Here is a 25256-nt window from a genome sequence, read left to right as displayed (position 1 = left end):
GGGTCGAGCGCCGCCGGGGCGCGCGGCGCCGCGGGAGCGGCCCACCCCGCACGGCGGGCGCGCGGGCGTCAATACCCCGGCGGGAGATCGGCCGTCAGGCACGAGACGGTGTTCGGGGACGCGCGCGACGACCACAGGGCGCCCGCCGGCTCCCCGCCGGAGAAGCGCACGCCCTCGCGCGGATCCCACGACGGCGCCTCGCCCGGGCGCAGGGAGTGCGTCCCGCTCTGATAGAACGCGATGATGTACGTGTGCCCCGCGACCCGGCAGCCGAGCCGGTCCGCGAGCGCCCGCGCGAACGCCTGGCCGGTGTGGCCGAACGCGCTGCAGCAGCGGAGCCACACGACGGCGTCGGGCCCCGCGAGCTCGGCCCGCAGGGCGTCGAGCGCCGCGTCGAGCGGCGAGCCCGGCCGGAGCGCGGCCTCGTCGAGCCGGCTCGCCCCGAGGCGCATGTACCCCCAGCCGCCGTGGCCCCAGGCCTGCAGCGACGCGATCTTCCGGCCGCGCTCGCGCGCCGTCCGCGCCGCCCACCCGAGCGCCTCGGCCCAGCTCGACGCGGCGAGCCACGCGTCGGCCGCGCCCCGCATGCGGTGGAGGAGCGCCCCGGCGCGCCAGATCGGCGAGAGCCCGATCGTCGCGCCCACCGCCTCGCCCAGGACCGCGAGGTCCGCGGGCTCGGCGACGGCGCCGCGCGCGTGCGCCGTGGCCTCGGCGGCCGCGCCGCCCGCGTGCTCCGCGCCGTCGCGCCGGCGGGGCGCGCCGCTCGCCCGCCGCGCGCGGCCCCACCCGACGTCCGTGTTATCGAAGAGGACGAGCCGCATCGAACCTCCCATTCTACGCGTTCCGAATGTACCGCCGCTCGCAGCTGCGGCCACGCGGTCGATTCCCCACCCGCCCCCCGAGCGCCTCCCGACGGCGCACGCACGCCCCGGGCGCGGCGAGCGCGAGGCCCGGCGCGGCGAGCGCGAGATCTACGGGAGGCGGTCGTCCCGTTCGCGGCGGGCGCAATCGCTAGTGATTTCCTCCCGCGCCCTCGGGTAGCCTGCCCGAACCGATGGGCCTGTCCGAAAACATCAGGTTTTATGCGGCCACCGACGTCGGCCGCATGCGGGACCACAACGAGGACAACTACCTCGTCGACAAGAAGCTCGCGCTCTTTGTGGTTGCCGACGGAATGGGCGGACACGCCGCGGGCGAGGTCGCGAGCGCGCTCGCCGTCCGCATCATCCACGAGGAGCTCAAGAAGGAGCGGGACCTCATCGAGAACCAGGCGCGCAGCAACGTGCGGCGCGCCGCGATGAAGGAGGTCCTCAGCCTGCTCGAGCACGCCGTCCAGCGCGCGTGCGCGCGGATCCACGAGGAGGCGAAGGCCGACGCGACGAAGCGCGGCATGGGCACGACGCTCTCCGCGCTCCTCATCGCCGGCTCGCACGGCTACATCGCCCACGTCGGCGACAGCCGCATCTACCTCCTCCGCGAGGGCCGCATCCAGCAGGTCACGGAGGACCACACCGTCTACAACGAGCTCATCAAGCGCGGGAAGCTCACGCGCGATCAGATCGAGAAGGTCGCGCAGAAGAACGCGATCACGCGCGCCGTCGGCGTGTACGAGCGCGTCGAGGTCGACACGCTCACGATCGAGGTGCTCCCGGGCGATCAGTTCCTCCTCGCGTCCGACGGGCTCCACGGGTACATCGCGCACACCGCCGAGCTCGAGCCGTTCTTCGAGGAGGAGAACGGCGAGGTCGCCGCGAACGGCCTCATCGATCTCGCGAACAGGAAGGGCGGCAAGGACAACATCACCGCCGTCCTCGTGCGGCTCGGCGCGGGCGATCACCGCGACAGCGTCCGCGCGCGCCTGCTCGCGCTGAAGCGCGACGTGCTCGCGAAGATGCCCCTCTTCGCGCGCCTCCACGAGCGCGAGATGCTCCGGGTCATGCAGGTCGCCGAGGTGCTCTCGTTCGAGCCCGGCCAGGTCGTGGTCCGCGAGGGCGATCGCGGCGACGAGCTGTTCATCGTGCTCTCGGGCCTCGTCCGGATCGTCCGCGGCGACGCCGTGCTGAGCGAGGTCGGCCCGGGCGAGCACTTCGGCGAGATGGCGCTCATCCGCAGCGCGCCGCGCTCGGCCACCGTCTCGGCCGTCGAGCAGAGCGAGCTCATCGCCGTCCGGCGCGCCGACTTCTTCGAGATCCTCCGCAAGGAGCACGAGCTCGCGGTCAAGCTGCTCTGGCAGTTCCTCGGCGTGCTCGCCGACCGGCTCGACCAGACGTCGCGCGACCTGACCACCGCCCGCGAGGAGCTCGCCGCGGAGGACATCACGAGCGAGATCTTCCCCGACAGCGAGGAGGGCAAGAGCCCGTTCGCCGCCGAGGAGCGCTCGCCCGCCCGGTGATCCGCGCCCCGCGGCCGGCCGCGGCCCGACACGCCGGACGGAGCGCGCTCGCCGCGGCTGCCGGCGAGCGGCCCGCGGCTGCCGGCGAGCGGCCCGCGGCTGCCGGCGAGCGGCCCGCGGCCGCCGGCGATCGGCCCGCGGCCGCCGGCGATCGGCCCGCGGCGGCGCCGATCGTTGCGACCGGCGGGGCGCGGCGGCGCCGCGCATGCCGGGCGAGCGATTCGCAGATTGACACCCTCCTACCCCGGCCGGTAGCGTCCGTCCGACGGATAACCATGAGCATGCACGGCAGAAGGTACTGCGAAGGCCATCTCGCTCGCGTCGCCATCGGCATGGCTGGGGGCTCGGCGTTCGCGTCGCTCGCCGTCGCTGCGGCGGCGGTCCTCGCGGCGTCCCCCGCGGCCGCGGACGAGCCGCGGAGCGCCACCGAGCCGCGGCTCATGATGGAGACCGGCGAGCTCACGAGCGTCGTCGACGCGTTCGACGAGGGCGACACCTTCGATCTGAACTTCAGCTTCGGCTTCGAGCACGCGTCGAAGAGCGCGAAGATCCGCCGCGAGACGTACATCGCCGCGCCGGGCCTGTCGACGGGCGGCTACACGTCGAACCTGCTCAACGTCGCGAGCTACAGCGAGGCGACCTCGAAGTTCAACATGCGCCTCGACGTCGGCCTCTACCGCGACCTGGCGCTCTACGTCCGGATGCCGCTCATCCTGAACCACTCGCGCGAGCTCACGGGGCTCGAGGGCAGCGAAGGCCACCAGAGCGTCGTGCTCGCGGGGGCTCCCGGCGAGCAGCTGTTCTCGCTGCCCTTCAGGTCGCCGAACCGGAGCGGCATCGAGTACCTCGCCGTCGGCCTCGACGTGAACATCATGAACCAGGCGCGCGATCGGACGAAGCCGACCTGGCTGTTCGGCGTCGAGGGGCGCTTCCCGGTGAGCGAGGCGATGCACGCCTGCACCGAGTCGCCGAAGGGCGGCCAGGTCAAGTGCGCCGATCCGACGGACATCAACCGGAACGGCAACGCCGACGGCGGCTTCGAGGGGAGTCGGACCGCCCAGCGCGAGCCCGGCATCTCGCGCGGCACGATCGGCCTCGAGGTGCACACGTACCTGTCGAAGCGGATCAAGTACGTCGAGCCGTACGGCGGGTTCAAGGCGCTGTTCGAGTTCCAGCAGGAGTCGAGCGACTACGGCCTCACCGACCTGCAGACGTCGCTCGTGAACCACCCGCCGCTCGTCGGCAACGTGATGCTCGGCGTGATGATCATCCCCTGGGAGAACCGCGAGAAGTTCACCGGGCTCACGTTCGACCTGCGCTTCACGGGCGAGTACCACTCCGAGGGGCGCGACTACTCGGAGCTGTTCGACGCGCTCGGCTCGAGCGACGCGCCCACGCTGCGGCAGCCGCAGTGGGCGGCGTTCCGCGAGAACGACGCGTACAGCGTGGCCGCCTGCCGGGGCGGCGACCCGCGCGCGTGCGCGCCGTCGGTCATCGATCAGGGCTCGCAGCGGACGTACTTCACGGGGCTCAGCGACGTCCAGCCGTACGGCTCGTACCGCGCCTCGGCGAGCGTGACGTGGAGGGCGGCCGAGCTCGTGAAGTTCCAGCTCGGCGCGGGCTTCCGCCACGATCAGGGGCACGGCATCGGCGGCGACCAGCCGTGCAACTCGCAGTACAAGGACAGCATCGGCGCGGCCGGGCCCTGCCGCCGCCAGAACAACGACGGGACCTTCACCGTCACGGGCAGCCCGAACCCCAACTACCGCCCGACCATCAACGCGGTCGGCCGCCGCTTCTACGTCAACGACAGCAACACGTTCGACCTCTTCGCGAGCGGCACGTTCATGTTCTGATCGACGCCCCGAGCGGCGTTGGCACCGCGGCGCGCGCCGCCGGGGCCGAAGCATCGACGCCATGATCGACCCCCGGCACCTCCGCGGCCTGGCGAGCGCGCTGGCGCTCGCGGCGGCGTTCACCGCGGCGCTGCCGGCGTCCGCCGAGCCTGCGCCCGCGGCGCCGCCCTCGCGCGCAGGGGACGTCGCGCCGGCCGCGCAGCGCGCGGGGGCCGCGCCGGCCGCGCAGGGCGTGGGGTCCGGGCCGCCCGCGCGGCCCGCGCGGGCCGCCGTGGTGCTCCCGACGGCGCTCGCGCCCGACGCCGTCGAGCGCGCCGCGCCGCTCGCCGGCGCGCTCGACGGGCTCCTCTCGGACACGGCGCAGGACCTCGGCCTCTCGGTCGATCTCGAAGGCCGCCCCGCCTCGCGATCGCCGCTCGACGAGGCCGAGCTCCTGGAGCGCGCGCGCTCGAGCGACCGGCTCTTCATCGCGCCGAGCCTCGACCTGCGCGGCGACGAGGTGGAGCTCCGGCTGGCGCTCGCGTCCGGCGGCGCGCGATCGCTGCGGGTGCGCGTGGAGCGCGTCGCGCGCGACGACGTCGCGGTGCGCGCCGCGGTGATGCTCCGCGATCTCCTGGCCGAGCTCGACGGCGCCCCCGCCGCGGCGTCGCCCCCGCCGGGAGAGGACGCGCCGTGCGCCGAGCCGTGCCGCGGGCGCCTCGCCACGCCGGCGCGCAGCCTGGGGAAGGCGACGCTCGCCGCCAACGCGACCCTCTACGGAGGCCTCGTCGGCTTCTCGATCCAGCGATCGAGCGGCTCGGACGACCCGCGCCTGCTCTACCCGCTGCTCGCGGTCGGGGCCGGCATCGGCCTCGGCGGGGCGATCATCATCGCCGAGGAGTGGGACGTCGGCGTGGCCGACGCGTGGTACCTCGGCTCCGGCACCTGGTGGCCGACGATCGCGGGCCACCTCATCTACCAGGGCCGCTTCGCCGAGCACGCCGAGGATCCGAGCGAGGAGCGCTGGGCCGCCGGGCTCATCGGGGGGACCGCCGGGATCACGCTCGCCGCGATGGGGCTCTCGCTGGGCCGCATGTCCGACGGCGGCGCGCTGCTCGCGCAGTCGGGCGGCGGGCTCGGGCTCATGCTGGGCGGGCTCGTCGAGTGGGCGGCGCGGGGCGACGTCCAGCGCACGCCGATCGCGGGGATGGGCTACGGCGCGGCGCTCGGCTGGCTCGCGGCGGCCGCGGCGGCGACGCAGCTCGACGTCACGGCGTCGGAGGTCCTGACGGTCGACGTGGGCGCGCTCCTCGGCGGCCTGGGCGCCGCCGCGCTCGCCAGCCCGCTCGTCTTCGAGGCCCCGACCGAGGCGCAGCAGCGGGCGTGGGTCGGCGCCACCGCCGGCGGGTTCCTGCTGGGGGCGGGCGTCGCGTGGTGCGTGACGCGCCCGGCCGCGGCGGGCGCCCGCAGCGCGGGCCCCTCGTGGAACCGGTTCGGCCTGCCCATGCTGGGAGTGATAGGAGAGAGCGTGGTCGGGAGCCGGCGAGCGCCCGCGCTCGGCCTCGGGTGGCAGGGGGCGATTCCGTAGGAGCTATGAAGATCACGATCACCGAGCTGGATGCAGGGACGCGCCTCGACAAGCTGCTCGTGCAGCTGTTGCCCGGGCTGGGACGGGCGGGCGCGAAGCGGTTGTTCTCCGAGGGGCGCGTGCGCGTGCTCGGCGTCGGGAAGAGCGGCGCCGGCCGGCGCGCGTCGAAGGGCGACGTGGCGGCGGCGGGCGAGGTGCTGGAGGTCGACGTCGAGCCGACCGAGGCCTCCGGGGCGGCGACGCCGGATCCTGGCGCGCCGCTCGACGTGGTGCTCGAGCGCGACGACCTCGTGGTGGTGAACAAGCCCGCCGGGGTGCCGACGGCGCCGCTCGATCCCGGCGAGCGCGGGACGCTCGCGAACGCCCTCGTGGCGCGGTACCCGGAGATGGCGACGATCGGCTTCTCCCCGCGGGAGCCTGGGCTGTGCCACCGGCTGGACACGGACACGAGCGGCCTCGTGCTCGCGGCGCGCACGCCCGCGGCGTTCTCGGCGCTCGTCGCCGGGCTGAAGGAGGGGCGGCTCGACAAGCGCTACCTGCTGATCTGCCAGATCGGCGATCTCCCGGAGATGGGCTCGATCGAGGTGCCGCTCGCGCCGCACCCGAAGGACAAGAAGCGGGTCTACCCGTGCATCCACCCGCGCGACGTGGCGCGCTACGCGCCGCGGCCGGCGGCGACGATGTACAAGCGCGTGCGGCAGGTGGGGCTCTGGGAGCTCGTCGAGGCGCGCGCCCCGCGGGCGCTGCGGCACCAGATCCGGGCGCACTTCGCGTCGGTGGGGCACCCCCTGGCCGGCGACGCGCTCTACGGCGGGCCCGCGGTGGAGGGGCTGAGCCGCCACGCGCTGCACGCGCACTACATCGGGTGGGGCGGCAGCGACGCGGTGCCCGCGTTCGTGGTGACGTCGCCGCTGCCCGCGGACATGGCGGCGCTGGTCGGCGAGGGCTGAGCCGGCCGCCGCGCCGGCTCAGGGCGCGCTCGCCTCGACGACGTGGCCGTTCACGTCGCGCGCCCGCGCCGTGATCCGGAGATCGTCCGCCGACACCGTCCCGTCGAGGTTGCTGAAGCGGAACGCGATGACGTACGCCGAGGACTGCGCGTTGTACTTCGCCGGCTCGATCCGGATGCCCCCGAGGCTCTGCTCGTCGATGACCGCGGCGTCTCCCTCCGCCGTGTACTGACGATTCCACTCGTCGTAGTCGAACACCCGCTCCTCGATGACCTCTCCGGTCGAGCGGCGCTCCGTCGCGGCGGCGACCTCGATGAGGCCTGGCGCGATGCCGGGCAGGGTGACCTCGACCTCGGCCGTGACGCTCTCGGTGGAGTCCTCGTCGGTGCGGCGCACGGCGAGCGCCGGCGGCAGGCCGGCCGGCGTCGGGAGGAAGCGGAGCGGGTGCACGCAGTACACCTTCTCGGTCCCTCCGTCGCGGATCTCGAAGTGCAGGTGGGGGAACAGGCTGCTGGCGGCGAGTCCGGTGTAGCCGATGTGCTCTCCGCGCCCGACCTGATCGCCGACCTCGATGAGCGGCATGGTCAGGTGGATGTAGGTGCTGTAGAAGCACGCGCCCGGCGCGTCGCAGTGCTCGATCTGGACGACGACGTCCTCGAAATCGTCGTAGCGGCCCGCGCGCGTCACCTTTCCGTCGGCGACCGCGTACACCGGGGTGCCCATGGGGGTGGGGATATCGATGCCTCGGTGAAAGTCGTAGACGCCGTCGCGCGAGGTCTGGAGGCGGGGCCCGAAGCTCGACGACATCGGCTGGAGCTCGTCCGTCCCCCCGATCGGCCACACGAGCTCTGGGCCCTCCGGGTCCGAGCCGCAGCCGGCCAGCGCCGCGGCGAGGGCCAGCACAGGCGCGAGGACCGATGATTTCCGCGATGGCTTCATGAGGGCGAGTCCGTGGCGCGCGAGCGCAGGGCAGGTGTCGAGTCCACGGCGCAGCGCCGCGCGCTCATGCTATCCAAGCAGAGCACGGAAGTCGAGGTGACCCCCGCGCGCCTGCCTGGGCCGAGCGCCGTCCCGAGCTCCGGCGCGGCCGCGGCGGTCTCAGGGCGCCGCGGCGGCCTCAGGGCGCCGCCGGGGCCAGCGCGTACGACCGGTGCGTCATCGTCACGCCGAGGCTCGTGAGCGCCGGATCCACGGCGGTGCAGCGCGCGAAGCCCCAGTTGTTCGGCGTGGGGAGCGCGAACCCGAGCGACGCGTCGGCGACCGTGCCCTCCCACTCGATGAGCGACACGTCGTCGAGGAACGCCGCGGCCTCGCCGCTCGCCGGCGCCCCCGCCCGGAAATAGAACCGCACGGAGCCCGCGTTCGACGGCGGGGTGAGATCGACCGTGAACCGCTGCCAGTCGTAGGTGCCGGCCGCGCGCGTGAGCACGACGCTGTTCGACACGCTCGCCCCGCCGCTCGTGTACCAGTAGACCTGAACGCGCACCTGCCCCGCGTTGTCGCCTTTCAGGAACCCGGTCAAGGTCAGCTTGCGGCCGGGGTCGAACTTGACGCGGTTGTTCATGTACGTCGAGACCTCGGTGGTGCTGCTCGACTTGCGCAGGAACACCATCGCGCCGGTCCCGCCGTGGACGACGCTGTTCTGGATGTAGCGGAATTCGCTCATCGACCACATCGAGCCTTCGTGGGAGGTATCGTCGACGTCGCCGTCCTCGAAGTCGCCGTAGAGCATGATCTCCCGGCCGTAATCGCAGCTCGCGGCGGCGGTCGTCCGGAGGCCGGCGAGCGACTCCGCTTCGTCCGACCGCAGGTGCTCGATGGGCCCCGTGGCGCGGCTCTTGAGCGGCACGCTCCGCGTCTCGGCGCGCTCGCTCGTCGTGTACTGCGACGGATCGCTCACCGCGGCGGCCCGCGGGCCGCTCGCGAACACGACCGCGCCGGTCAGGCCGTCCGCCGCCTCGCCGGACGACGGCGCCGCCGGCAGCGTCGTGGAGAGGTGGCCGATGTGGCGGATCGCCCGGCCGAGCCACGCGCCGCCCACGAGCTTCGGGACGTAGTCCTCGTTCTGGAACGGGATGAGCTGGACGCGGTGCACCGCGCGGTTGCCGCTCGAGTCCTCGTCGATGTCGATCGCGGCGAGGTACGACTGGTACGTCTCGAAGACGTCCTGATCGAAGACCATGTTGCCGAGCGACATGAAGACGAAGCGGGGCCCGGCGCCGGCGTCGTACAGCCCGACGCCGTGGATCGTGTGCGGGTGGTGCGCCACGACCATGCCGGCGCCCTTCTGGACGAGCTGGACGAACCGCCGCCGCATGCCGGACGACGGGTAATCGCTGTACTCGATGCCCCCGTGCACCACCGGGATGCCGAAGCGCCCGACCGCGTCCTCCTCCATGAAGTCGCTGATCTCCGCGAGGCTGAGCTCGAGGGCGCCGGCCTTGGGCGGGGGCCCGTCGGAGGCGGTGAGCGTGTACGCCGCGTCCGTCGACCCGTCGTTGACGAGCTGGTTGAACCCCTGGAAGGCCACGTCGACGCCGCGGATGGTCCGGTAGAGCACGGTGCCCTTCGCCGTCGTCTTGTCCGGTCCGGCGCCGAACCAGTCGAGGCCGGCGTTCGGCACGTGGATGAGCGTGTCGGCGACGCCCCCCTCCATGTAATCGAACATGTGGTTGTTGCCGAGGCTCACGGCGTCCACGCCGGAGAGCGCGAGCGCTCGGGCCGTCTCGGGGTAGGAGAAGAACGTGAACGACTTGTACGGGTGGGGCGTCGCCGGGTTGGTCGTGACGGGGGACTCCAGGTTCACCTGCGTGTAGTCGGCCGACGAGAGGACGTCGCGCAGGAAGGAGAGGACGGCGAGCGCGTCCGCCTCCCGGGTGTCCGGGCGGATCAGGTCGCCGGCCTCCCCCTCGACCCCGTTCGCGTCGCTGTCGATGAAGCGCCGCCCGAACATCGTGTCGCCTCCCACGAGGATCCGCGCGCGGCCGGCGCGCTGCTCGGTCAGCACGACGCGGCCGACCCCGGCGGAGGTCGCGGCGAGCGGCCGGTGCAGGTCGGCGGGGACGATCTCGGTGGTGTACCCGTCCACCTCGATGCGCAGCAGCACCGAGCGCCGCGCGAGCGCCGCCAGCGTGAACGCGCCCGCCGCGTCGGTGAAGGCGAGCTCGCCGTCGTTGACCGCGCCGCTCCCCCAGCCGATGGCCGTCACCTCGGCCCCCGCGATCGGCGACCCGGCCTCATCGACGACGACGCCGGTGACGTCGATGGGCGCCGCCGCGTAGACCGCGTCGAACGCCGCCTCGGTCGCGTCGAAGCGGTACGCCGCCGCCGCCTCGCCCGCGGGCAGCGAGGCGCAGAGCGCGGCGCACGCGGACAGCGATGGGAGAGTGAATGTGGGGATGACGCGCCTTCTTGCCATGATCGCTCCCGGTCTGCGCGGTCCTGTTCGAGGACAGCCGACATCAAAAGAGGACGACGACGCCAGAGCAGAGCTCCGCCGGACCGGTCATCCACGTGCAAAAATGCCGTGGAACCGGACACCAGCGTTTCTCTCCCGGCTTCAAAGGGTCGCGAGCGTCGACTGGCCGCTCGGCCTTCGCCGCGGAGACAGCGAGAGCGCCGACCCATGCATGATTCGATCCGTGCCAGTGTCGATGCGTACGACAAAGGCGGTCAGCACGAACCTATCATGATCTCGTCGCCCATGGCCATACGCTCGTCGAGCGCGGCCGTGTTTTCTTCGCTGGCCGGCGTCTGCGCTGGAGACGCTGTCTCACCAGGTAACGTCGCTGTCGTCTCTTTCGTGTGCGGGCCCGTGGAGGCATGGCGTGCTGCGGTGGTGCGCGACGGCGTCGCACATGGACGCACCGTTTGCGATCTTTGCGATCGCCGTACCGCGCGGCGCCGCGGGGGCCGGTGGTGGCCCAATTTGCCCCGGAGTGATTCACATGGAGGCGGGAAGGCGGGAAGAAAAGATCAATGATCTTCCCGCCTTCATGTTCAAATCCGGCCACCACCCGGTGGCGGGCCCGCGAGAGAGTGGCAGTCGCGATGGATTCGAGGCTTCGCGGCGGAGCCGCTCCGGCGGCGCTCGCGCGCGGAGGGCGCCGCGACCCGGCGCCGCCACGCCGCTGTGCGGGTGAGCGGGAGCTCGGTAGCCGGAGGTGCGCTACGCGGCGGCGATGGCCGCCTTGCGGTTGCCGGGGCGCGGGGCGCGGGGCGCGCCGGCGCCCTGCGGCTTGGTCGCCGCGGCGCCCGCGGGCGGGGCGGAGACGGCGCGGACGAGCGCGGCGGCGATGGCCGCGGTCATCCGCGCGGTCGGCAGCCGCGGCGTGAACGCGAGCACGCGCTCGCCGGGGCGCCGACCCCGCGAGGACCGGCCGCTCTTCGCGAGCCGCTCGACGGCGTGCTCGCACGGCGAGCCCGGGGCGACGCGCAGCAGGACCTCGGGCAGCCCGATCGAGCCGCCGGCGCCGGGCGCGTAGACGACGCCGACCTCGATCGCCACGAAGCCGGGGAGCGCAGCGCGCGGCGAGAGGCCGAGCCGCAGCTCGTCGGCGTCGGGGCTGCCGTCCGGGATGCGGAGGCGGCCGACCACGCGGAGCTCCGACGCCATGGCCGCCGCGCCGGCCGCCTTGGCCGAGGCGCGCGCGGACCCCTTGGCCGCCGTGGTCGCGGGCGCCTTGGCCGCCGGGCGGGGCGCCTTGTGCGACCGCCGCACGCGCCGGGCGACGTCGCGCAGGAACGCGACCGGCCGCGCCGCCGGGTCGGCGGGGAGCTCGGCGAGCCGGCCGGTGCAGAAGATCGCGAGCAGCGCCGTCGCGTCGAGCGCGAGCAGGTGGGCGTGGTACGGCGAGGCGCCGGCCGCCGCGTAGACCCCCGCGCCGAGCGCGGCGAGCAGCGCGGCGAGCAGCGCCTTGCCGGCGCGCGTCGAGACGTCGAGGTAGACGCCGCGCACCCGCGGCGGCTCGCGAAACGCCTCGGACTCCGCGACCGGGAGCCACTTGCCGGGACGCCGCAGGGCCGCGGCGGCGCGCTCCGGGCGAGGGGTGCGGTGCGCGGCGAGCGCGGTCGCCGCGGCCACGAGCGCGGCGCCGGCCGTGCCGTCGCGGAGCAGGAGCTCCAGGGCGACGCCCGCGACGAGCGCGAGCCCGGCGAGGGCGGCCCGCGGCGCGAGCGGGATCGGGACGAGGGGCCGCGGCAGGGCGCCCGCGGCGCGCGCGAGGCGCTCGTGCTCGCGCGCCTTGAGCGCGACGAGGGCGCTGTAGAGCGCGAAGAGGGCCGCGCCGGCGGCGAGGTAGAGGGTGCGGCTCCGGTCGGGGCTCGAGGCCGCGGCGTCCGAGAGCCGCCCGAGGGCGTCGGCGCCGGGCCGCGCCGCGGTGGGCTCGGGCTGGAAGGCGCGCGCGTCGGCGCGGATCGCCCACCGGATCGGCTCGGCCTTCGGGGTGTACGGGCGGAGCAGCTCGAGCTCGTCCTTGTCGACCGAGCGGCGGAGCGTGGAGAGCGTCGACGGCGCCGCGAGCGCGCCGTCGGCCGAGGGCTCGCCCGCCGCATCGGCGGGCGCCTCGTCGACGCGCGGCTCGTCGGGCGCGGCCGGGATCGCGACGGTGAGCCGCGCCGAGTCGTAGCCGTCGTCCCAGAGGGGCCCGGTCCACGCGATGCGGGCGCTCGGGCCGTCCAGCCGGATGAGCCCCCGCTTCATGAGGTCCGTGCGGTAGCGGAAGAAGAGCACGAACACCCCGCGGCTCAGGCCCCTGCCGTCGAAGCGGGCCCGCAGCGCCGCCGGGCGGCGCGAGCCGTCCTCGCGCGGGCGGAGGTCGGGCGGCAGGAGCTCGAGCGCGACCGGCGTCGCGGACGCGAGGGAGCCCGCCTCCGCGGCCTTGAGGGGCGCGGCGTAGCTGCCCGGATCGAGCTCGGCGTCCGGGTCGACGCCCTGGATGTCGAGCGCGCGGAGCGGCCCGCCCGAGATCTTCAAGGTGACCTTGTGCTCGACCGTGGCGGCGCCGGCCCGGTCGATCGCGAGCCGCACGTCGTCTCCGGCGACGTGCACCTCGACCCACGCCCGCGCCGGGAGCGCGAACGCGATCGACACGAGCGCGGCGAGGAGCGGCAGCAGCAGCGCCGGCCCGGGGCGGCGGGCGATGCGAGAGGGCATGGTGCAGACGTCCCACGGCGCCGCGCGCGGGGCCAAGTTCTGGGGGCGGCGCCCGCCCGCCTGCGGGCGCCGCCTCCCGCCGCGGCGGGGCGGCGCCGCCCTGCGGGGCCGGCCATCCGCAGCGGGCAGCGGGCGCGATCAGAACGCGACGCCGAGCGAGAGCGAGCCGAGGAGCTTGATCTTCCCCGTCTTCTCGTAGAAGACGTACTGGTAGTTGCCCGCGGCGCCTGCGGCGACCGTCGCCGGAGGGGCGAGCGCGACGCCGAGCCCGAACCCCCCCGACATGGCGAACCCGCCGTCGCGGCCGAAGATGTTCGTGCTCCCGATGCTGAGGCCGAGGATGGCGCTGCTCACGTCGCGCTTGCCGGGGGTCACCTTGGGAGAAGGGGTGTAGACCGCCTCGAACGACTCGTAGCCGAGGCGCCCTTTCACCCAGAACCCCTTCAGCGGCTTGCCCTCCACGTAGACGCCGATGTCGGCCCCGAGCGCGAACCCGGTCGTGTCCAGCGTCGCGTCGTCGAGCGAGCCCCAGATCCAGGACGGCGCGAGGCCGACGGTGAGCGGCCCGAGGATGGCGACCTCGCCCTCGAAGGTCATCCGCCCGAACAGGAGGTCCAGGGCGTTGTAGCGGACCGACCAGCGGCAGCAGGTCGCCTCGGGCGGCATCGGGGGCGGCGGCGGTCCGGCCGGCAAGGCGTACCCCTGACCGTAGCCGGGCGGCTGCTGAGGATAGCCCTGCTGGGGATAGCCTTGCTGAGGATAACCTTGTTGCTGGGGGTAGCCTTGCTGCTGCGGGTATCCCTGCTGGGGATACCCTTGCTGGGGATAGCCTTGCTGCTGCGGGTATCCCTGCTGGGGATAGCCTTGCTGCTGCGGGTATCCCTGCTGGGGGTAGCCTTGCTGCTGCGGGTATCCCTGCTGCGGGTATCCCTGCTGAGGATAACCCTGCTGCGGATACCCTTGTTGCTGAGGATAACCCTGCTGCTGGGGATAGCCTTGCTGCTGAGGATACCCGGCCTGCGGCTGGGCAGCCCCGCCCGGCTGTCCCTGGCCCGGCGGGAGCGGCGGAGCGGGCTCTTGCGCTGCCGCCGCGGGGGCGAGGAGGAGCGCGCCGAGGCCGAGCAGGACGCCGCAGGCGGCCGAGCGGGGAGCCCTCGCGGAGGAGGGCGCGCGCGCCGGGCCCCGACCCGTGGTGAAAGCGCAATCCATGGCGCTGGACTCTACCGAATCCCGAGCAGGCCGGCTACACGCGCGCCGCGAACCGTCGCTGCGCTCGCGCGCGCGATCGCCTGCCTGTAGTCTCCGTCCCGATGCCGCCGGTCCCCGATCTCGTCACCGCCCCCGCCCCCGCGCCCGGAAGCCTCCTCTCCGGCGGACCCGCGGCCGCGCCGGCGGCCGATCCGGGCGCGGCGCGCGGCGCTGAGACACCCCCGGCAGAGCTCGATCGCGCGCTGTCCGAGCTGGGCGACGCGGCCCTCGGCTTCGCGCGCATGCCGCCCCGCGAGAAGGCCTCGCTGCTCCGCGCGCTGCTCCCGGGCCTGCTCGCCGCCGCGCGCCCGCAGGTCGAGGCGTCGTGCGCCGCCGCGGGGCTCGACCCCGGCTCGGCCGCGGCCGGCGAGGCGTGGCTCGCGGGGCCGTGCGCGACGCTCGCGCAGGTGCGCCTCCTCGCCGAGGCGCTCGAGGACATCGCCGCGCGCGGGCGCCCGCGGCTCCGCCGCGGGGCGGTGCGCGCCCGGCCGGACGGCCGCGTCGAGGTGGACGTGTTCCCCGCGGGCCTGAAGGACGCCGCCCTCCACGGGCCCCTCCGCGCGCGCGCCCTGATGCAGCCCGGCGCGACGCGCGCCGGCGTCCTGGAAGCGCAGGCGCCCTTCTACCGGCAGCGCGACCCCGAGGGCGGCGTCGCGCTGGTGCTCGGCGCGGGCGGCGCCGCGAGCGTCCCCCTCCGCGACGCGCTCCACAAGCTCTTCGTCGACGGGCGCGTCGTCGCGCTCGCCGCGAGCCCCGAGAGCGGGCCCCTCGGCGCGCTGCTCGAGCGCGCCCTCGCGCCGCTCGTCTCGCGCGGGCTCCTCCGCTTCGTGCACGGCGGCGCCGACGCGGCCGCCTACCTCGCGGCGCACCCCGCCGTCGCGGAGGTCCACGTCACCGGCGCGGCGGCGGCGCACGACGCGCTCGTCTGGGGCCCGCCGGGCCCGCAGCAGGCGGGCCGGCGGGCGTCGGGGGAGCGGCTGCTCCACAAGCCCATCACCTCCGTGCTCGGCGGCGTCCGCCCCGTCCTCGTGATGCCGTGGCTCTACGGCAGGGACGAGCTCTGGTGCCAGGTGAGGCTCCTCGCGAGCCGCGTCGTGAGCGGCGCCTCGCTCGGCGACCCCGCGGCGCACGTCCTCGTGCTGCCCAGGGGCTTCGTGCAGCGGCCGCTGCTCTTCCGGATGCTCCACCGCGCGCTCGCCGCCGTGCCCCCGCGGCGCGCCGTCCATCCGGAGGCCGAGGCGCGGCACGCCGCGCTCACGGCCGGGCGCCCGCCGCTCGAGCGCGAGCGCCTCGAGGGCTCCGCCGACGCGCCGCTCCCGGCCGGGGTCGTGCGCATCGGCGAGCCCGGGCCGGGCGCGCCCCCGTGGACGCTGATCGCCGGGCTCTCCGCGTCGGATCCCGCCGAGCCGCTCTTCTCGATCGAGCCGCTCTCCGGCGTCCTCTCCATCGTCGAGGTCGGCTCGAGCGATCCGGTGGAGTTTTTGGAGGCGGCGGTCCCCTTCTGCAACGACCGGCTCCAGGGCACCCTGGGCGCGGCGATCGTCGCGCACCCGATCAGCGAGGAGGACCCCGCCGTCGGCGCCGCGCTCGACCGCGCCCTGCTCGAGCTCCGGTACGGCGTGATCGCGGTGAACCAGGCGCCCGCCGCCGCGCACGCGCTGGTCGTCCCGCCCTGGGGCGGCCACCCGAGCGCCACGCTCGCCGACATCCAGAGCGGGCTCGGCTTCGTGCACAACACCGCGATGCTCGCCCAGGTCGAGAAGACCCTCCTGCGCGCGCCGCTCACGACCTTCGCGCGGCCGCCCAGCTCCTGCGATCACCGCCGCTCCCACGTCGTGGGCGAGCGGCTCGCGGCCTGCGCAGCCGACCCCCGGTGGGGCAACGTCGCGCGCGTCGCGGCGGCCGCGCTGCGCGGGTGAGCCGCGGGGCCGGCGCTCGGGCAGCGCGCGGGCGGACAAAGCAGACGCGCCCACCAGGCTCTTGCCGAGCTCCTGGTGGGCGCCGCCTGCCGCGCCCCCGAGGGGCGCTCTCGTCACATCATCCCGAAGGCGCCGCGATCACGACGGCAACGACGAGCGGAACTCCTTCACCTTCTCCAGGATGTCGCGCAGCGCGTTCCGCGAGGTCTCCGAGACGTCCTCGGCCAGCTTCTCCGCGTCGAGGAGCGTCGGCTCCAGCTTGCCCCAGGCGTCCTTCGCCTCCATGCCGGCGAGGTGCAGCCTGACCCGGATCTCGTCGCGCAGGGTCTGGAGCGACTCCAGGCTCTTGGTGAGATCGCTCTTCAGCTCGGACGTGATGTTGCTCATTCTTGTCCTCCCGTATCTACGAGGTGTTGGCAGCTTCCGCGTCAATGCATCGGCCGCGCCAGGCAGCGCGCTTCGACGCGGCGCACGACACCCGCGCGTCCAGACCGGAGCCGAGCCCATCCATCCCGCGAGCAACCGCCGCGCGCCCCCCTCCTCGTATGTGGCGAAATTGCGCGGCGACGTGCGTTTTTGCCTCGCCGATGCGCGAACGCGCGAGCGAGCTCCTCAGACGAGCGCCTTGAGGGCGAAGACGATCCCGTCGTGGTCGGCATAAACGAATCCGCCGGGAACATAGGTGATCCCGGCGAACGTCACGGGGACGTCGCGGTCCCCCGCGCCCTTCTTGTTGCTCTTCCGCGGGTGCGTCGCGAGGGCCTTCACGCCGATCGGGATGCGGCCGAGCGCCTCCGCGTCGCGGACGCAGCCGTACACGACCAGCCCGGCCCAGCCGTTCTGGTGGGCGATCGCGGCGAGGTTGTCCCCGAGGAGCGCGCAGCGGAGCGAGCCGCCGCCGTCCACGACCAGCACCCGCCCCTGGCCCGGCTCTTCGAGCGCCTTGCGGACGAGCACGTTGTCCTCGTGGACCTTCACCGTGACGATGGGCCCGTGGAACAGGCGAGCTCCGCCGTAATCCCGGAAGATCGGATCGGCGACGGCGACGGCGTCCGGGTGGTCGTCGCAGAGATCCGTGGTGCGAACCGTGGTGTCCGAGCTCATGTCGACTCCTTAGCAGCAGCGCCGTCGTCCTTGCCCGCGCCGGCGAACGCCGCCGCGTCGACCCCGTGGCGGGCGAGCCAGCGGCGCAGCTGGTTCCGGTGCATCCCGAGCGAGCGGGCCGCGCGCGTGACGTTCCCCTGCTCGCGCCGCAGCGCCACCTCGATGGCGATCCGCTGCAGCTCCGCCGCCGGCGGCGTGCGCCTCGCGACCTCCGTGATGTCGAGGCCCGCGGAGGGCGCGAGGTCCGACGCCTCCACCACGGCGCGCCCGGCGGCGTGCGCCGCGAGGCCCGCCTGCCGCACCTCGCGCAGCAGCTCCCGCACGTTGCCCGGCCACGCGCGCAGCGCGCACGACTCCACGAGCCCGAGGCTCGGCGCGAGCCGCGCGCCGCCGCGCCGGAGCTCCGCCGCGATCAGCCAGGGCAGCTCCTCGATCCGCTCGGTCAGCGCCGGGACCCGCACCTCGGGCCGGCCGATCCGGTAATAGAGGTCCTCCCGGAAGCGGCGCGCCGCGACCTCGGCCTGGAGATCCCTCAGGGTGGCCGCGCAGAGCCGGAACTCCACCTTGCGCGGGCGCGTGTCGCCGAGCGCGGTCACCTCGCGCGTCTCGAGGACGCGGAGCAGCTTGGGTTGGACCGACGCGTCGAGCTCCGCGATCTCGTCGAGGAACAGCGTGCCGCCGTGCGCGGCCTGGACGTAGCCCTCCGCGTCGGCGGTCGCGTCCGAGTACGCCCCGCGCCGCGTCCCGAAGAGCAGCCGCTCCGCGAGGCCCTCGGGGATCGCGGCGCAGTTCACGGCGACGAAGGGGCCGCCGCGCCCCGTCGCCGCGTGGAAGGCGCGCGCCGCGAGCTCCTTGCCCGAGCCGCTCGGCCCGGTGAGCAGCAGCGTCTCGCCGCGCGCCCCCGCGCGGGCGATCAGCTCGCGGGCTTGCCTCAGCGTGGGGCCGATCACCCCGTCCTCGTGCTCCAGGACGCCGCCCCGCTGGAACGGCGCGACGTCCGCGGCGAAGCGCAGCAGCGTGCCCCCGATCCGGATCAGCCGCGGGAGCGACGGGAAGACCCGATCCTCGACCTGCTTGCCGTCGACGAAGGTGCCGTTCCTGCTGCCGAGATCGGTGATCTGCAGGCCCTGGCCCGAGAGCGCGACGCGGGCGTGCCGGCGCGACACCTGATCGTCGTCGACGACGCCCGTGTCGCCCGCCGGCGCACGACCGAGCACGACCGCGCCGTCCCCGAGCGGGATCGGCGCGCACGCAGGCTGCCCGCGGGTGAAGATGACCACGAGGCCCGGCGTCGCCGACGCCGCGGACGCCGCCTGCGCGTCCGACGCCCTGATCGTGGACTGATCGTCCGCTCCCACACAGTACGCATACCTGATCCAAGGGCGGCCCTGAAGGACCCGAGGATCAGCGCGCAGCGCGAGTGGAAAAATTCAGCTTTGGTGGATGCCTGTCCGGACCTCGCCGCGAGCGCGTCGCGGGTGGGGCGGTCAGTACCGCGGCACCGACGGGTCGATCTCGCGCGACCAGGCGTCGATGCCGCCCTGGAGGTTGTAGACGTTCCTGAAGCCCTTCGCGAGGTAGTGCTCGGCGGCCGCCTGGCTGCGCCCGCCGTGGTGGCAGTGGAAGACGATCCGCGCGTCCTTGGCGAGCGTCTCCAGGCGCTGCTGCCCTTCCTGGTCGAGGCGGCGCGCGCCCTCGATCTTCGCGATCGTGCGCTCCTGATCGGTGCGGACGTCGAAGAGCTCGAGCGCCTCGCCGCCGTCGAGCATCGCCTTGAGCGCGGCGGGCGAGAGCTGCTTGACCTTCGGCGGATCGTTCGGGCTCTCCAGCTTGAAGCCGCCGCCGGAGGGGCCCTCGACGAAGTCGATCGACAGCCCCTCGGCGCGCCGCGCGCTCGCGCGGTCGAGCAGGAACACCACCCCGCCGGCCTCGACCTCGACGTCGCCCGCCTGCCGCGGGCCGAAGTAAAGGCCGTAGTTGAACGAGGGGTCGATCTCGATGTGAACGAAGTCGGCGTCGGACTCCCGCGCGGCCGCGAACGCGGCGACCGCCGCCTGGGTCACGCGGATGGCGGGCGGCGCCTGCGGCGCGCCCTGCGCGAGCCCGAGCGCCTTCACGAGCTCCCCGGTCGCGTGCAGCTCCTTCACGATGTCGCAGCCGCCGATGAACTCGCCGCGGATGTAGAGCTGCGGGATCGTGGGCCAGCTTGAGAACTCCTTGATGCCGTCGCGCAGCGCGGGGTCCGAGAGGACGTCCACCGTCTGGTACGTGGGCAGGTGCTCGTCGAGGATGCTCACCACCTGGGCGGAGAAGCCGCACTGAGGCATGGTCCGCGTCCCCTTCATGAACAGGACGACGTCGTTCTCGCGGATGATGGTGGCGATCCTGGCCCGCAGGGGCTCATTGAGGCTCATGTGCTTGCTCTCCGTGCGCGGCCGTGGCGGCGCTTTCGATCCCCGCGCGCGTCCGCGGGCCTCTCGCTAGCATGGGCCCTGCACGGCAGCGAGGCCCTGCCGGCGGCGTCGCCCGCGTCTGCTGCGGGCAGCGGCGCGCGCTCCGCGGCGCGGCCGCGCCCGGCGGACGAGGCGCCGGCCCGCGATCAGCGGCCGAGCAGGAGCCCCACGACCGCCGCGATCGCGGCGAGGGCCGCGAGGACGGCCGGCGTGCCGAGCTGCGCGCCGAGCGCGCGCAGGCCGCCGCCGTCCGGCGCCGCGGCGCGCGCGAGCGCGTCCGACGGGGGCGGCCCGACGCGCAGCACGCCGGGCGACGCCGCGCTGCCCTCGCGGAGCTCGACGAGGAGCTGGTCGAGCGGGGCGTGCTCGCCGAAGGGGCGCACCAGGCGGAGCGTCGCGCCGGCGGTGAGATCGGGCGGGAGCCGGAGCCGCAGCGTCCTCGCGGCGGCCTCGGCCGGGGCGCGGTGGGCGCCGCTCCGGGCGCAGCTGTCGCAGCCGCCGCCGTCGCAGCGGGCGCAGGTGACGCGGGCGGGCACGATGATCTCGATGTCCGCGCGGTCGCGCGCCCACGCCGCCGGGACGGCGATCGCGAGGCGGCCCCGCGCGCCGTCCGAGGCGTCGAGCCCTTCGCGATCGATCAGCTGCCCGAGCTCGGCTCTGCCCATGACACCTGTGTGCCGCAGCCGGGCCCCGGCGCCAAGCGTCCGCGGCGGACGGAGCCGGCCGCGCGGCCCTCACCCGCGCGCGTCGCGCCCCTCGCCGCGGAGCGCGCCGCCGCCCGCTCGCCGGGTCGGCGGTGATCCTGCGGGCTCCTGTTGAGCTCGAGCGCCGCGTGCGTGGGGGAATGTGAGGTTCGGGCGGATCTACGGGGGAGGGGAGGGCGGGGGAGCGTGCGGAGGCGGCCTGTGCCTTCGCCGCGCCGCCCGCGCGGGGCGGCGGCAGCGAAGGCGCGGCGCGCGGGTCAGTCGCCGAGGTCGACGACCTCGAGCCCGTTGTGCCCGAGCGAGCAGAGGGCGCGGTCGCCGTCGACCGTCACCCGGTAGATGTACGAGGAGAGCTCGCCCTTGGTCTCGTAGGTCAGCGCGTCGAGGTCGGAGGCGTCGATGACGGCGAGCGAGGGCGGGCTGTGGCTGGAGACGAGGAGGCGCGTCCCGTCGGCGAAGAGCGGCGAGCTGTGGGCCAGCTCCGCGAACGGCTTCCTCACGAGATCGATGCGGCCTTCCTCGAGCCCGCTGGCCACGAGCATCCCGTACGGCACCTCGCCGTTCTCCACCACGTAGTTCAGGTAGGTGAACATGAACACGCGGTCGTCGCCCACGGACACCTGCCAGATGCCGGCGTCGCCGTCGATCGGGTGCTCGTCGCGGAGGCGCGCGGTCTCGCTGCCGACGTCGAGGAGCTTGATCGTGCGGCTCATCCCTTTGCAGATGCCGGCGCCCGACCACTCGTGCGGGTCGGTCGGCTTGAAGTCGACGTTCTGCGCGAACGCCCTGTAGCAGGCCTCGGGGCTCGGCACCTGGAGCTCGAACGGCTCGTAATCGACCGTGAGCGCGCGGCCGAGCGCGCCGTCGAAGGCGAGCAGCGACCCGGGCACGTTGACCGGCGCCCGCACGACCGGCGAGGACGGGTCGGACACGTCGATGCGGTCGAGGTAGAAGCGCGCCTTGGAGGCGTCCTCGGGCAGCGGCACCCAGTGCGAGGTCAGCACGGTGGTGCCGTCGAGCTGAAGGCCCGTGTACCCAACGCCGGAGGGCAGCGCCACCGAGCGGTGCGCCGGGTTCGACGGATCGGAGAGGTCGATGACCTCGAGCGACGGCTCGGCAGACGCCGGCTGCTCGCCGCCGCCGACGCTGACGTCGCCGCCGTCGTAGTCGCCGTAGTAGTAGTACCGGTCGTTGGTGTTGCGGAGCACGAGGGTGCTCCCTGCCTGCACCACCGTGTCGCCCGTCGGGACGACGGCGCCGTAGGAGTACCCGTAGCCGTAGAGCGCGACGCCGCTGAACGGCAGCTCGCGCTGGCTCGCGATCCGGGGCGATTCGGGGTCCCTGAGATCGATGACGGCGACGTGCGCCTTGGGCTCCTCGCCCGTGTGCGAGGGCCAGAGCAGGTAGGCGTGTTGCCCGTGCGCGAAGAGGCGCGCGTCGGCGATGCCGTATCCGTAGCAGCTCCCCTCCGCGTCGGTGGCCAGCGCCGTGAGGTCGAGCTTCCCGATCGGCTCGGTGCGGCCCGGATCCGCGGCCGGCGCGATCTCGAGCTGCGGGCTGCTGGTCCACCAGTCCGCGCTCATGCGGACCACGAGATCGCCGGTGACGACCGCGTTGCTGACGACGGTCGTGAGGGTGAGGTCGGCGACCTCGACCGGGGCGTCGCGGTCGTCGATGTTGAACGTCCCGACCTCCTGATCGGAGACGGCGAAGAGCCGCTCGTCGTGGACGAAGGCGCGCCGCGCCTGGCCGCGCGCGGGGGCCGAGCCGCGCTTCGTCAGCGTGTCGGCCGTGAAGTCGATGAGCTGGACGCCGCTCTTGTACGTGCCGCAGCCGATGTCGCCGCGCTGCTCCCAGCCGCTGTAGGGCACGAGGATCGTGCCGAGGTCGTCCAGGATGGTGAAGGCCTTGTGGATCCGGTCCTGGTCCTCGGCGAAGCTCCCCCACGAGCCGCCGAAGTGGACGCGCTCCAGCATCGTGGGGGCCGTGAGGTCCGAGACGTCGAAGAGCGAGACGTGGAGCGAGCCCTCGGTGGAGGCGTTGTCGAACCCGAGGGCGAGCACGCGGTCGCCGCGCGGCTCCATGTGGTAGACCCAGCCGGGCATCTCGAGCTCGCCGAGCTGGGCGGGGTGCTCCGGGTCGCTGAGATCGATGGTGAACAGCGGGTCGGTCTGCTCCGCCGTGATGGCGTAGGCGCGGTCGCCGTCGAAGCGGACGGAGCGCAGCGACTCGGGCTTGGGGAGGCGGAGCTCGGTGTAGCCGAGGGGGGTGAGCTCCTGCGAGGACGCGACGGCGAAGGTCTGGACGCCGGGCTGCGCCGCGTTGTTCCACCAGAGGCCGGGCTGGCTGACGACGCGGAGGACGCCCTCGTGCTCGTCCATCTGCCAGCGGCTCTGGATCTGGCCGGTGGCCTCGACGGTCGTGCCTTCCACGAGGTCGCCGCTCGGGTCGGAGATGTCGATGACCTGGATGGTGGAGTGCCCCTCGTCGGTGCCGTCCCACTCGATCCCGGAGACATACATGCGGTCCTGGGTGACGGTCACGCTGCGGCGCCACCCGTAGCCGTAGGGGTCGTTGTCGCTGAAGCTCATTTTGTCGACCACCCGGATCGCCTCGGGGTCGCCGACGGCCAGGGAGGTGACGGTGGTGTTCGGCGAGCTTCCGCACCCCCAGCAATAGTTGTTCTCCAGGGTGACGGCATAGAGCACGTCGCCGACGATGCGCGAGTCGGAGATGGTGCCCGGCAGGTTGAACGAGCCGATCAGGCGGATGTCCGCCGGGTCGGAGACGTCGAGCGCCTCGATGCGGCTCGACTCCGAGTAGGTGTACTCGCCGGTGTCCTCGTCGTAGAGGTACTGCGTCCACGACGAGAACATCGCGTAAACGATGCCGTCGCGCAGGTACATCTCGAAGGGCATCCCGCTCGCCTGGTAGCGCCCGAGGAGCTTCAGCCGGTCGCGCCGCGAGATGTCGATGACGCTGAGCCCCGCGTACTGCGAGAGCGCGTAGAGCTTGCCGTCCTTGACCTGGATGATGTCGGCCTCGGTGATAGCGCGCTCCGGGTCGTCGTCGCCCGCTCCCTCGTCCGGCGCCCCGGCGCCGTCGCCGGCGCCGGTGCTTCCGGCGCTGACGCTGCCGCCGTCGTCCTCCCCTCGGCCGTTGTTCCCGTTCGGATTGCCAGAGATGAAGTCGGTCGGAGCGTCGTCATCGGGTTGATTCCCCGTCGAGCCTCCCACCACCACGCAGCCGGCGAGTCCGGCCGATGCCGCTGTCGCCGCGACGACGAGCCAGCCGGCGTAAGTTCTAGACAGGAAGGTCATAGTTCACCTCGTTCACGAAGACACAGGGCGTCATGGCTGCGCCGGCGTGTGCTGCGCTGTCCGCGTCCCGTGCCGGCGCATAAGCAAGCGGCAGGCCAGGCAGGAGGCCGCAGAAATGCTCGGCTTTCGACGGGGTGCGGCCGGTCTGTGCCAGAGTGTGCAGCCCCGCGGCGGCCGCGGCAGGCGCCCGCGCGCGCATCGTGCGCCTCGTCGCAGCCGGAGCGCCTCCTCCCGGCGGAGCGCTCGTGGCCTGGAGGGCGGCTCGCCGCTTGCAGACGCAGAAAGCAGAAAGCGAGAAAGCGGCTCGTCACGGCGGGAGGGCGCGTCCACGCTTCGGGGACACGCCGGCGCGGGCCCGTGAAGCGGCCGGCGAACCCTGGCGCCTGCGGCTGCCGGGTGGCACGGTCGAACCCTTGATAGGAGGCTTAACGATGGATCTGTTCAGCAAGCGTCATCGGCTCGTGGTTGGAATGCTCCTGCTCTTCGTTCCCCTGCTCACCGGCGCCAAGGGCAAGGGCTGTCAGGGCCCGGGCGACGGCGGACCTGGGGACGGCGGGTCTGCGGGCGGCGAGCCTGGGGACTGCAGGCCGACCGGCTGCAGCGGGCAGATCTGCGCCGATGCAGGTGACGAGGTGGTCACCACGTGCGAGTGGCGCGAGGAGTACGCGTGTTTCGACAAGTTCGGCGTGTGCGAGCGGGGCGCGTCGGGCGAGTGCGGCTGGCGCGAGACGCCGGAGCTCGAGGCGTGCCTCGGGGGCGGCGAGCCTGCCCCGTGCGTGGTGGGCGGCTGCAGCGGGCAGCTCTGCGTCGAGGCCGATAACGATCTGGCCACCACCTGTGAGTGGCGCGAGGAGTACGCGTGTTACCAGGAGCACGGCGTGTGCGAGCGGGGCGCGTCGGGCGAGTGCGGCTGGCGCGAGACGCCGGAGCTCGAGGCGTGCCTCGGGGGCGGCGAGCCCGCGCCGTGCGTGGTGACCGGCTGCAGCGGGCAGGTCTGCGCCGACGCTGACGACGAGGTGGTCACCACGTGCGAGTGGCGCGAGGAGTACGCGTGTTACGCGGAGCACGGCGTGTGCGAGCGGGGCGCGTCGGGCGAGTGCGGCTGGCGACCGACGCCGGAGCTCGAGGCGTGCCTCGGGGGCGGCGAGGCTGCCCCGTGCGTGGTGACCGGCTGCAGCGGTCAGATCTGCGCGAGCGAGGACGTGGCCACGGACTGCCAGTGGCTCGAGGAGTACGCGTGTTACGACAAGCACGGCGTATGCGAGCGGGGCGCGTCGGGCGAGTGCGGCTGGCGAGCGACGCCGGAGCTCGAGGCGTGCGTCGAGGCGGCGACCGGCGACTGAACGCCGGTCGGCGGGCGTCGCATCCGGAACAGCGGTGACGCGTTGCACCTTCTGGAACTGAGGTCACCCAGCCCTCGTGCGGCAGCGCGCCGGGGACGTCCTCTATTCCGGCAAGCTGACGAGTGATGTCATCTCTCAGCAAGCTGACGAGTCATGTCAACGAGCTCCTGCGGAACACCTTCGCGCCGTTTACCCGCCTTCGGTTGAGCGAGATCGACATTACGATATCGCGCCAGCCCGCCGCGC

The 25256-nt window shown here is 73.9% G+C and carries 17 protein-coding genes; 6 read left to right on the top strand and 11 right to left on the bottom strand.

Features of this window, described 5'->3' with window-relative positions; all coding sequences use genetic code 11:
* Window positions 1-68: 68 nt before the first annotated feature.
* Window positions 69-821 carry a hypothetical protein gene (locus WMF33_RS37270; RefSeq protein ID WP_437333057.1) on the bottom strand — a complete coding sequence of 251 codons (753 nt, stop codon included), beginning with the start codon at window positions 819-821 and terminating at the stop codon, window positions 69-71.
* Window positions 822-1054: 233 nt separating this feature from the next.
* Here WMF33_RS37270 and WMF33_RS37265 point away from each other — a divergent pair, with 233 nt between their 5' ends.
* The 4 genes from WMF33_RS37265 to WMF33_RS37250 all read left to right on the top strand — a co-directional run bounded on the left by WMF33_RS37265 (window position 1055) and on the right by WMF33_RS37250 (window position 6765).
* The gene (locus WMF33_RS37265) at window positions 1055-2392 is read left to right on the top strand and encodes a Stp1/IreP family PP2C-type Ser/Thr phosphatase (protein ID WP_061621302.1); all 1338 of its coding nucleotides are present in this window, start codon (window positions 1055-1057) and stop codon (window positions 2390-2392) included.
* A 281-nt stretch (window positions 2393-2673) separates the two neighbouring features.
* The gene (locus WMF33_RS37260; protein ID WP_437333056.1) at window positions 2674-4248 is read left to right on the top strand and encodes a hypothetical protein; all 1575 of its coding nucleotides are present in this window, start codon (window positions 2674-2676) and stop codon (window positions 4246-4248) included.
* A 61-nt stretch (window positions 4249-4309) separates the two neighbouring features.
* Window positions 4310-5815, top strand: a complete 1506-nt coding sequence (locus WMF33_RS37255) for a hypothetical protein (protein ID WP_437333055.1) — start codon at window positions 4310-4312, stop codon at window positions 5813-5815.
* A gap of 5 nt (window positions 5816-5820) precedes the next feature.
* Complete coding sequence (locus WMF33_RS37250) at window positions 5821-6765, top strand: RluA family pseudouridine synthase (protein WP_437333054.1); 945 nt, start codon at window positions 5821-5823, stop codon at window positions 6763-6765.
* 18 nt (window positions 6766-6783) lie between these two features.
* On the opposite strand, the gene WMF33_RS37245 is transcribed toward WMF33_RS37250, so the two are convergent.
* The 4 genes from WMF33_RS37245 to WMF33_RS37230 form a co-directional block, all read right to left on the bottom strand.
* On the bottom strand, window positions 6784-7704 hold the full coding sequence (locus tag WMF33_RS37245; RefSeq protein ID WP_437333053.1) for a M23 family metallopeptidase: 921 nt from the start codon (window positions 7702-7704) through the stop codon (window positions 6784-6786).
* A 178-nt stretch (window positions 7705-7882) separates the two neighbouring features.
* Window positions 7883-10183 (bottom strand): CapA family protein, encoded by a 2301-nt coding sequence (locus WMF33_RS37240; protein ID WP_437333052.1) that lies wholly within the window; start codon window positions 10181-10183, stop codon window positions 7883-7885.
* Window positions 10184-10933: 750 nt separating this feature from the next.
* Window positions 10934-12919, bottom strand: coding sequence for a hypothetical protein (locus WMF33_RS37235; protein WP_437333051.1), 1986 nt, complete (start codon window positions 12917-12919; stop codon window positions 10934-10936).
* A gap of 138 nt (window positions 12920-13057) precedes the next feature.
* Entirely contained in the window at window positions 13058-14128 is a 1071-nt protein-coding gene (locus WMF33_RS37230; RefSeq protein ID WP_437333050.1) for a hypothetical protein, read from the bottom strand.
* 101 nt (window positions 14129-14229) lie between these two features.
* Between WMF33_RS37230 and WMF33_RS37225 the strand changes: the two genes are divergently transcribed.
* The gene (locus WMF33_RS37225; protein ID WP_437333049.1) at window positions 14230-16086 is read left to right on the top strand and encodes a hypothetical protein; all 1857 of its coding nucleotides are present in this window, start codon (window positions 14230-14232) and stop codon (window positions 16084-16086) included.
* A 138-nt stretch (window positions 16087-16224) separates the two neighbouring features.
* Here WMF33_RS37225 and WMF33_RS37220 read toward each other — a convergent pair whose 3' ends face one another.
* From WMF33_RS37220 to WMF33_RS37195, 6 genes are all read right to left on the bottom strand, one after another.
* Window positions 16225-16473 (bottom strand): hypothetical protein, encoded by a 249-nt coding sequence (locus WMF33_RS37220; protein ID WP_020739535.1) that lies wholly within the window; start codon window positions 16471-16473, stop codon window positions 16225-16227.
* 225 nt (window positions 16474-16698) lie between these two features.
* Window positions 16699-17190, bottom strand: a complete 492-nt coding sequence (rraA, locus tag WMF33_RS37215) for a ribonuclease E activity regulator RraA (protein WP_437333048.1) — start codon at window positions 17188-17190, stop codon at window positions 16699-16701.
* Window positions 17187-18548 (bottom strand): sigma 54-interacting transcriptional regulator, encoded by a 1362-nt coding sequence (locus tag WMF33_RS37210; protein ID WP_437333047.1) that lies wholly within the window; start codon window positions 18546-18548, stop codon window positions 17187-17189. The genes rraA and WMF33_RS37210 overlap by 4 nt, the downstream gene beginning before the upstream one ends.
* A gap of 129 nt (window positions 18549-18677) precedes the next feature.
* The gene (grxD, locus tag WMF33_RS37205) at window positions 18678-19604 is read right to left on the bottom strand and encodes a Grx4 family monothiol glutaredoxin (protein WP_437333046.1); all 927 of its coding nucleotides are present in this window, start codon (window positions 19602-19604) and stop codon (window positions 18678-18680) included.
* A gap of 185 nt (window positions 19605-19789) precedes the next feature.
* On the bottom strand, window positions 19790-20308 hold the full coding sequence (locus WMF33_RS37200; protein WP_437333045.1) for a hypothetical protein: 519 nt from the start codon (window positions 20306-20308) through the stop codon (window positions 19790-19792).
* A 296-nt stretch (window positions 20309-20604) separates the two neighbouring features.
* Window positions 20605-23667, bottom strand: coding sequence for a beta-propeller domain-containing protein (locus WMF33_RS37195; RefSeq protein ID WP_437333044.1), 3063 nt, complete (start codon window positions 23665-23667; stop codon window positions 20605-20607).
* A gap of 431 nt (window positions 23668-24098) precedes the next feature.
* On the opposite strand from WMF33_RS37195, the gene WMF33_RS37190 reads away from it, so the two are divergent.
* A complete protein-coding gene (locus WMF33_RS37190) occupies window positions 24099-25010 on the top strand; it encodes a hypothetical protein (protein ID WP_437333043.1) in 912 nt (303 codons plus the stop codon).
* Window positions 25011-25256: the final 246 nt, after the last annotated feature.

The organism is Sorangium sp. So ce394, from assembly GCF_051474665.1.
Taxonomy (GTDB): domain Bacteria; phylum Myxococcota_A; class Polyangia; order Polyangiales; family Polyangiaceae; genus Sorangium; species Sorangium cellulosum_D.
The sequence above is the reverse complement of the archived record's forward strand: the minus strand, read 5'-3'. Positions and strand labels throughout refer to the sequence as shown.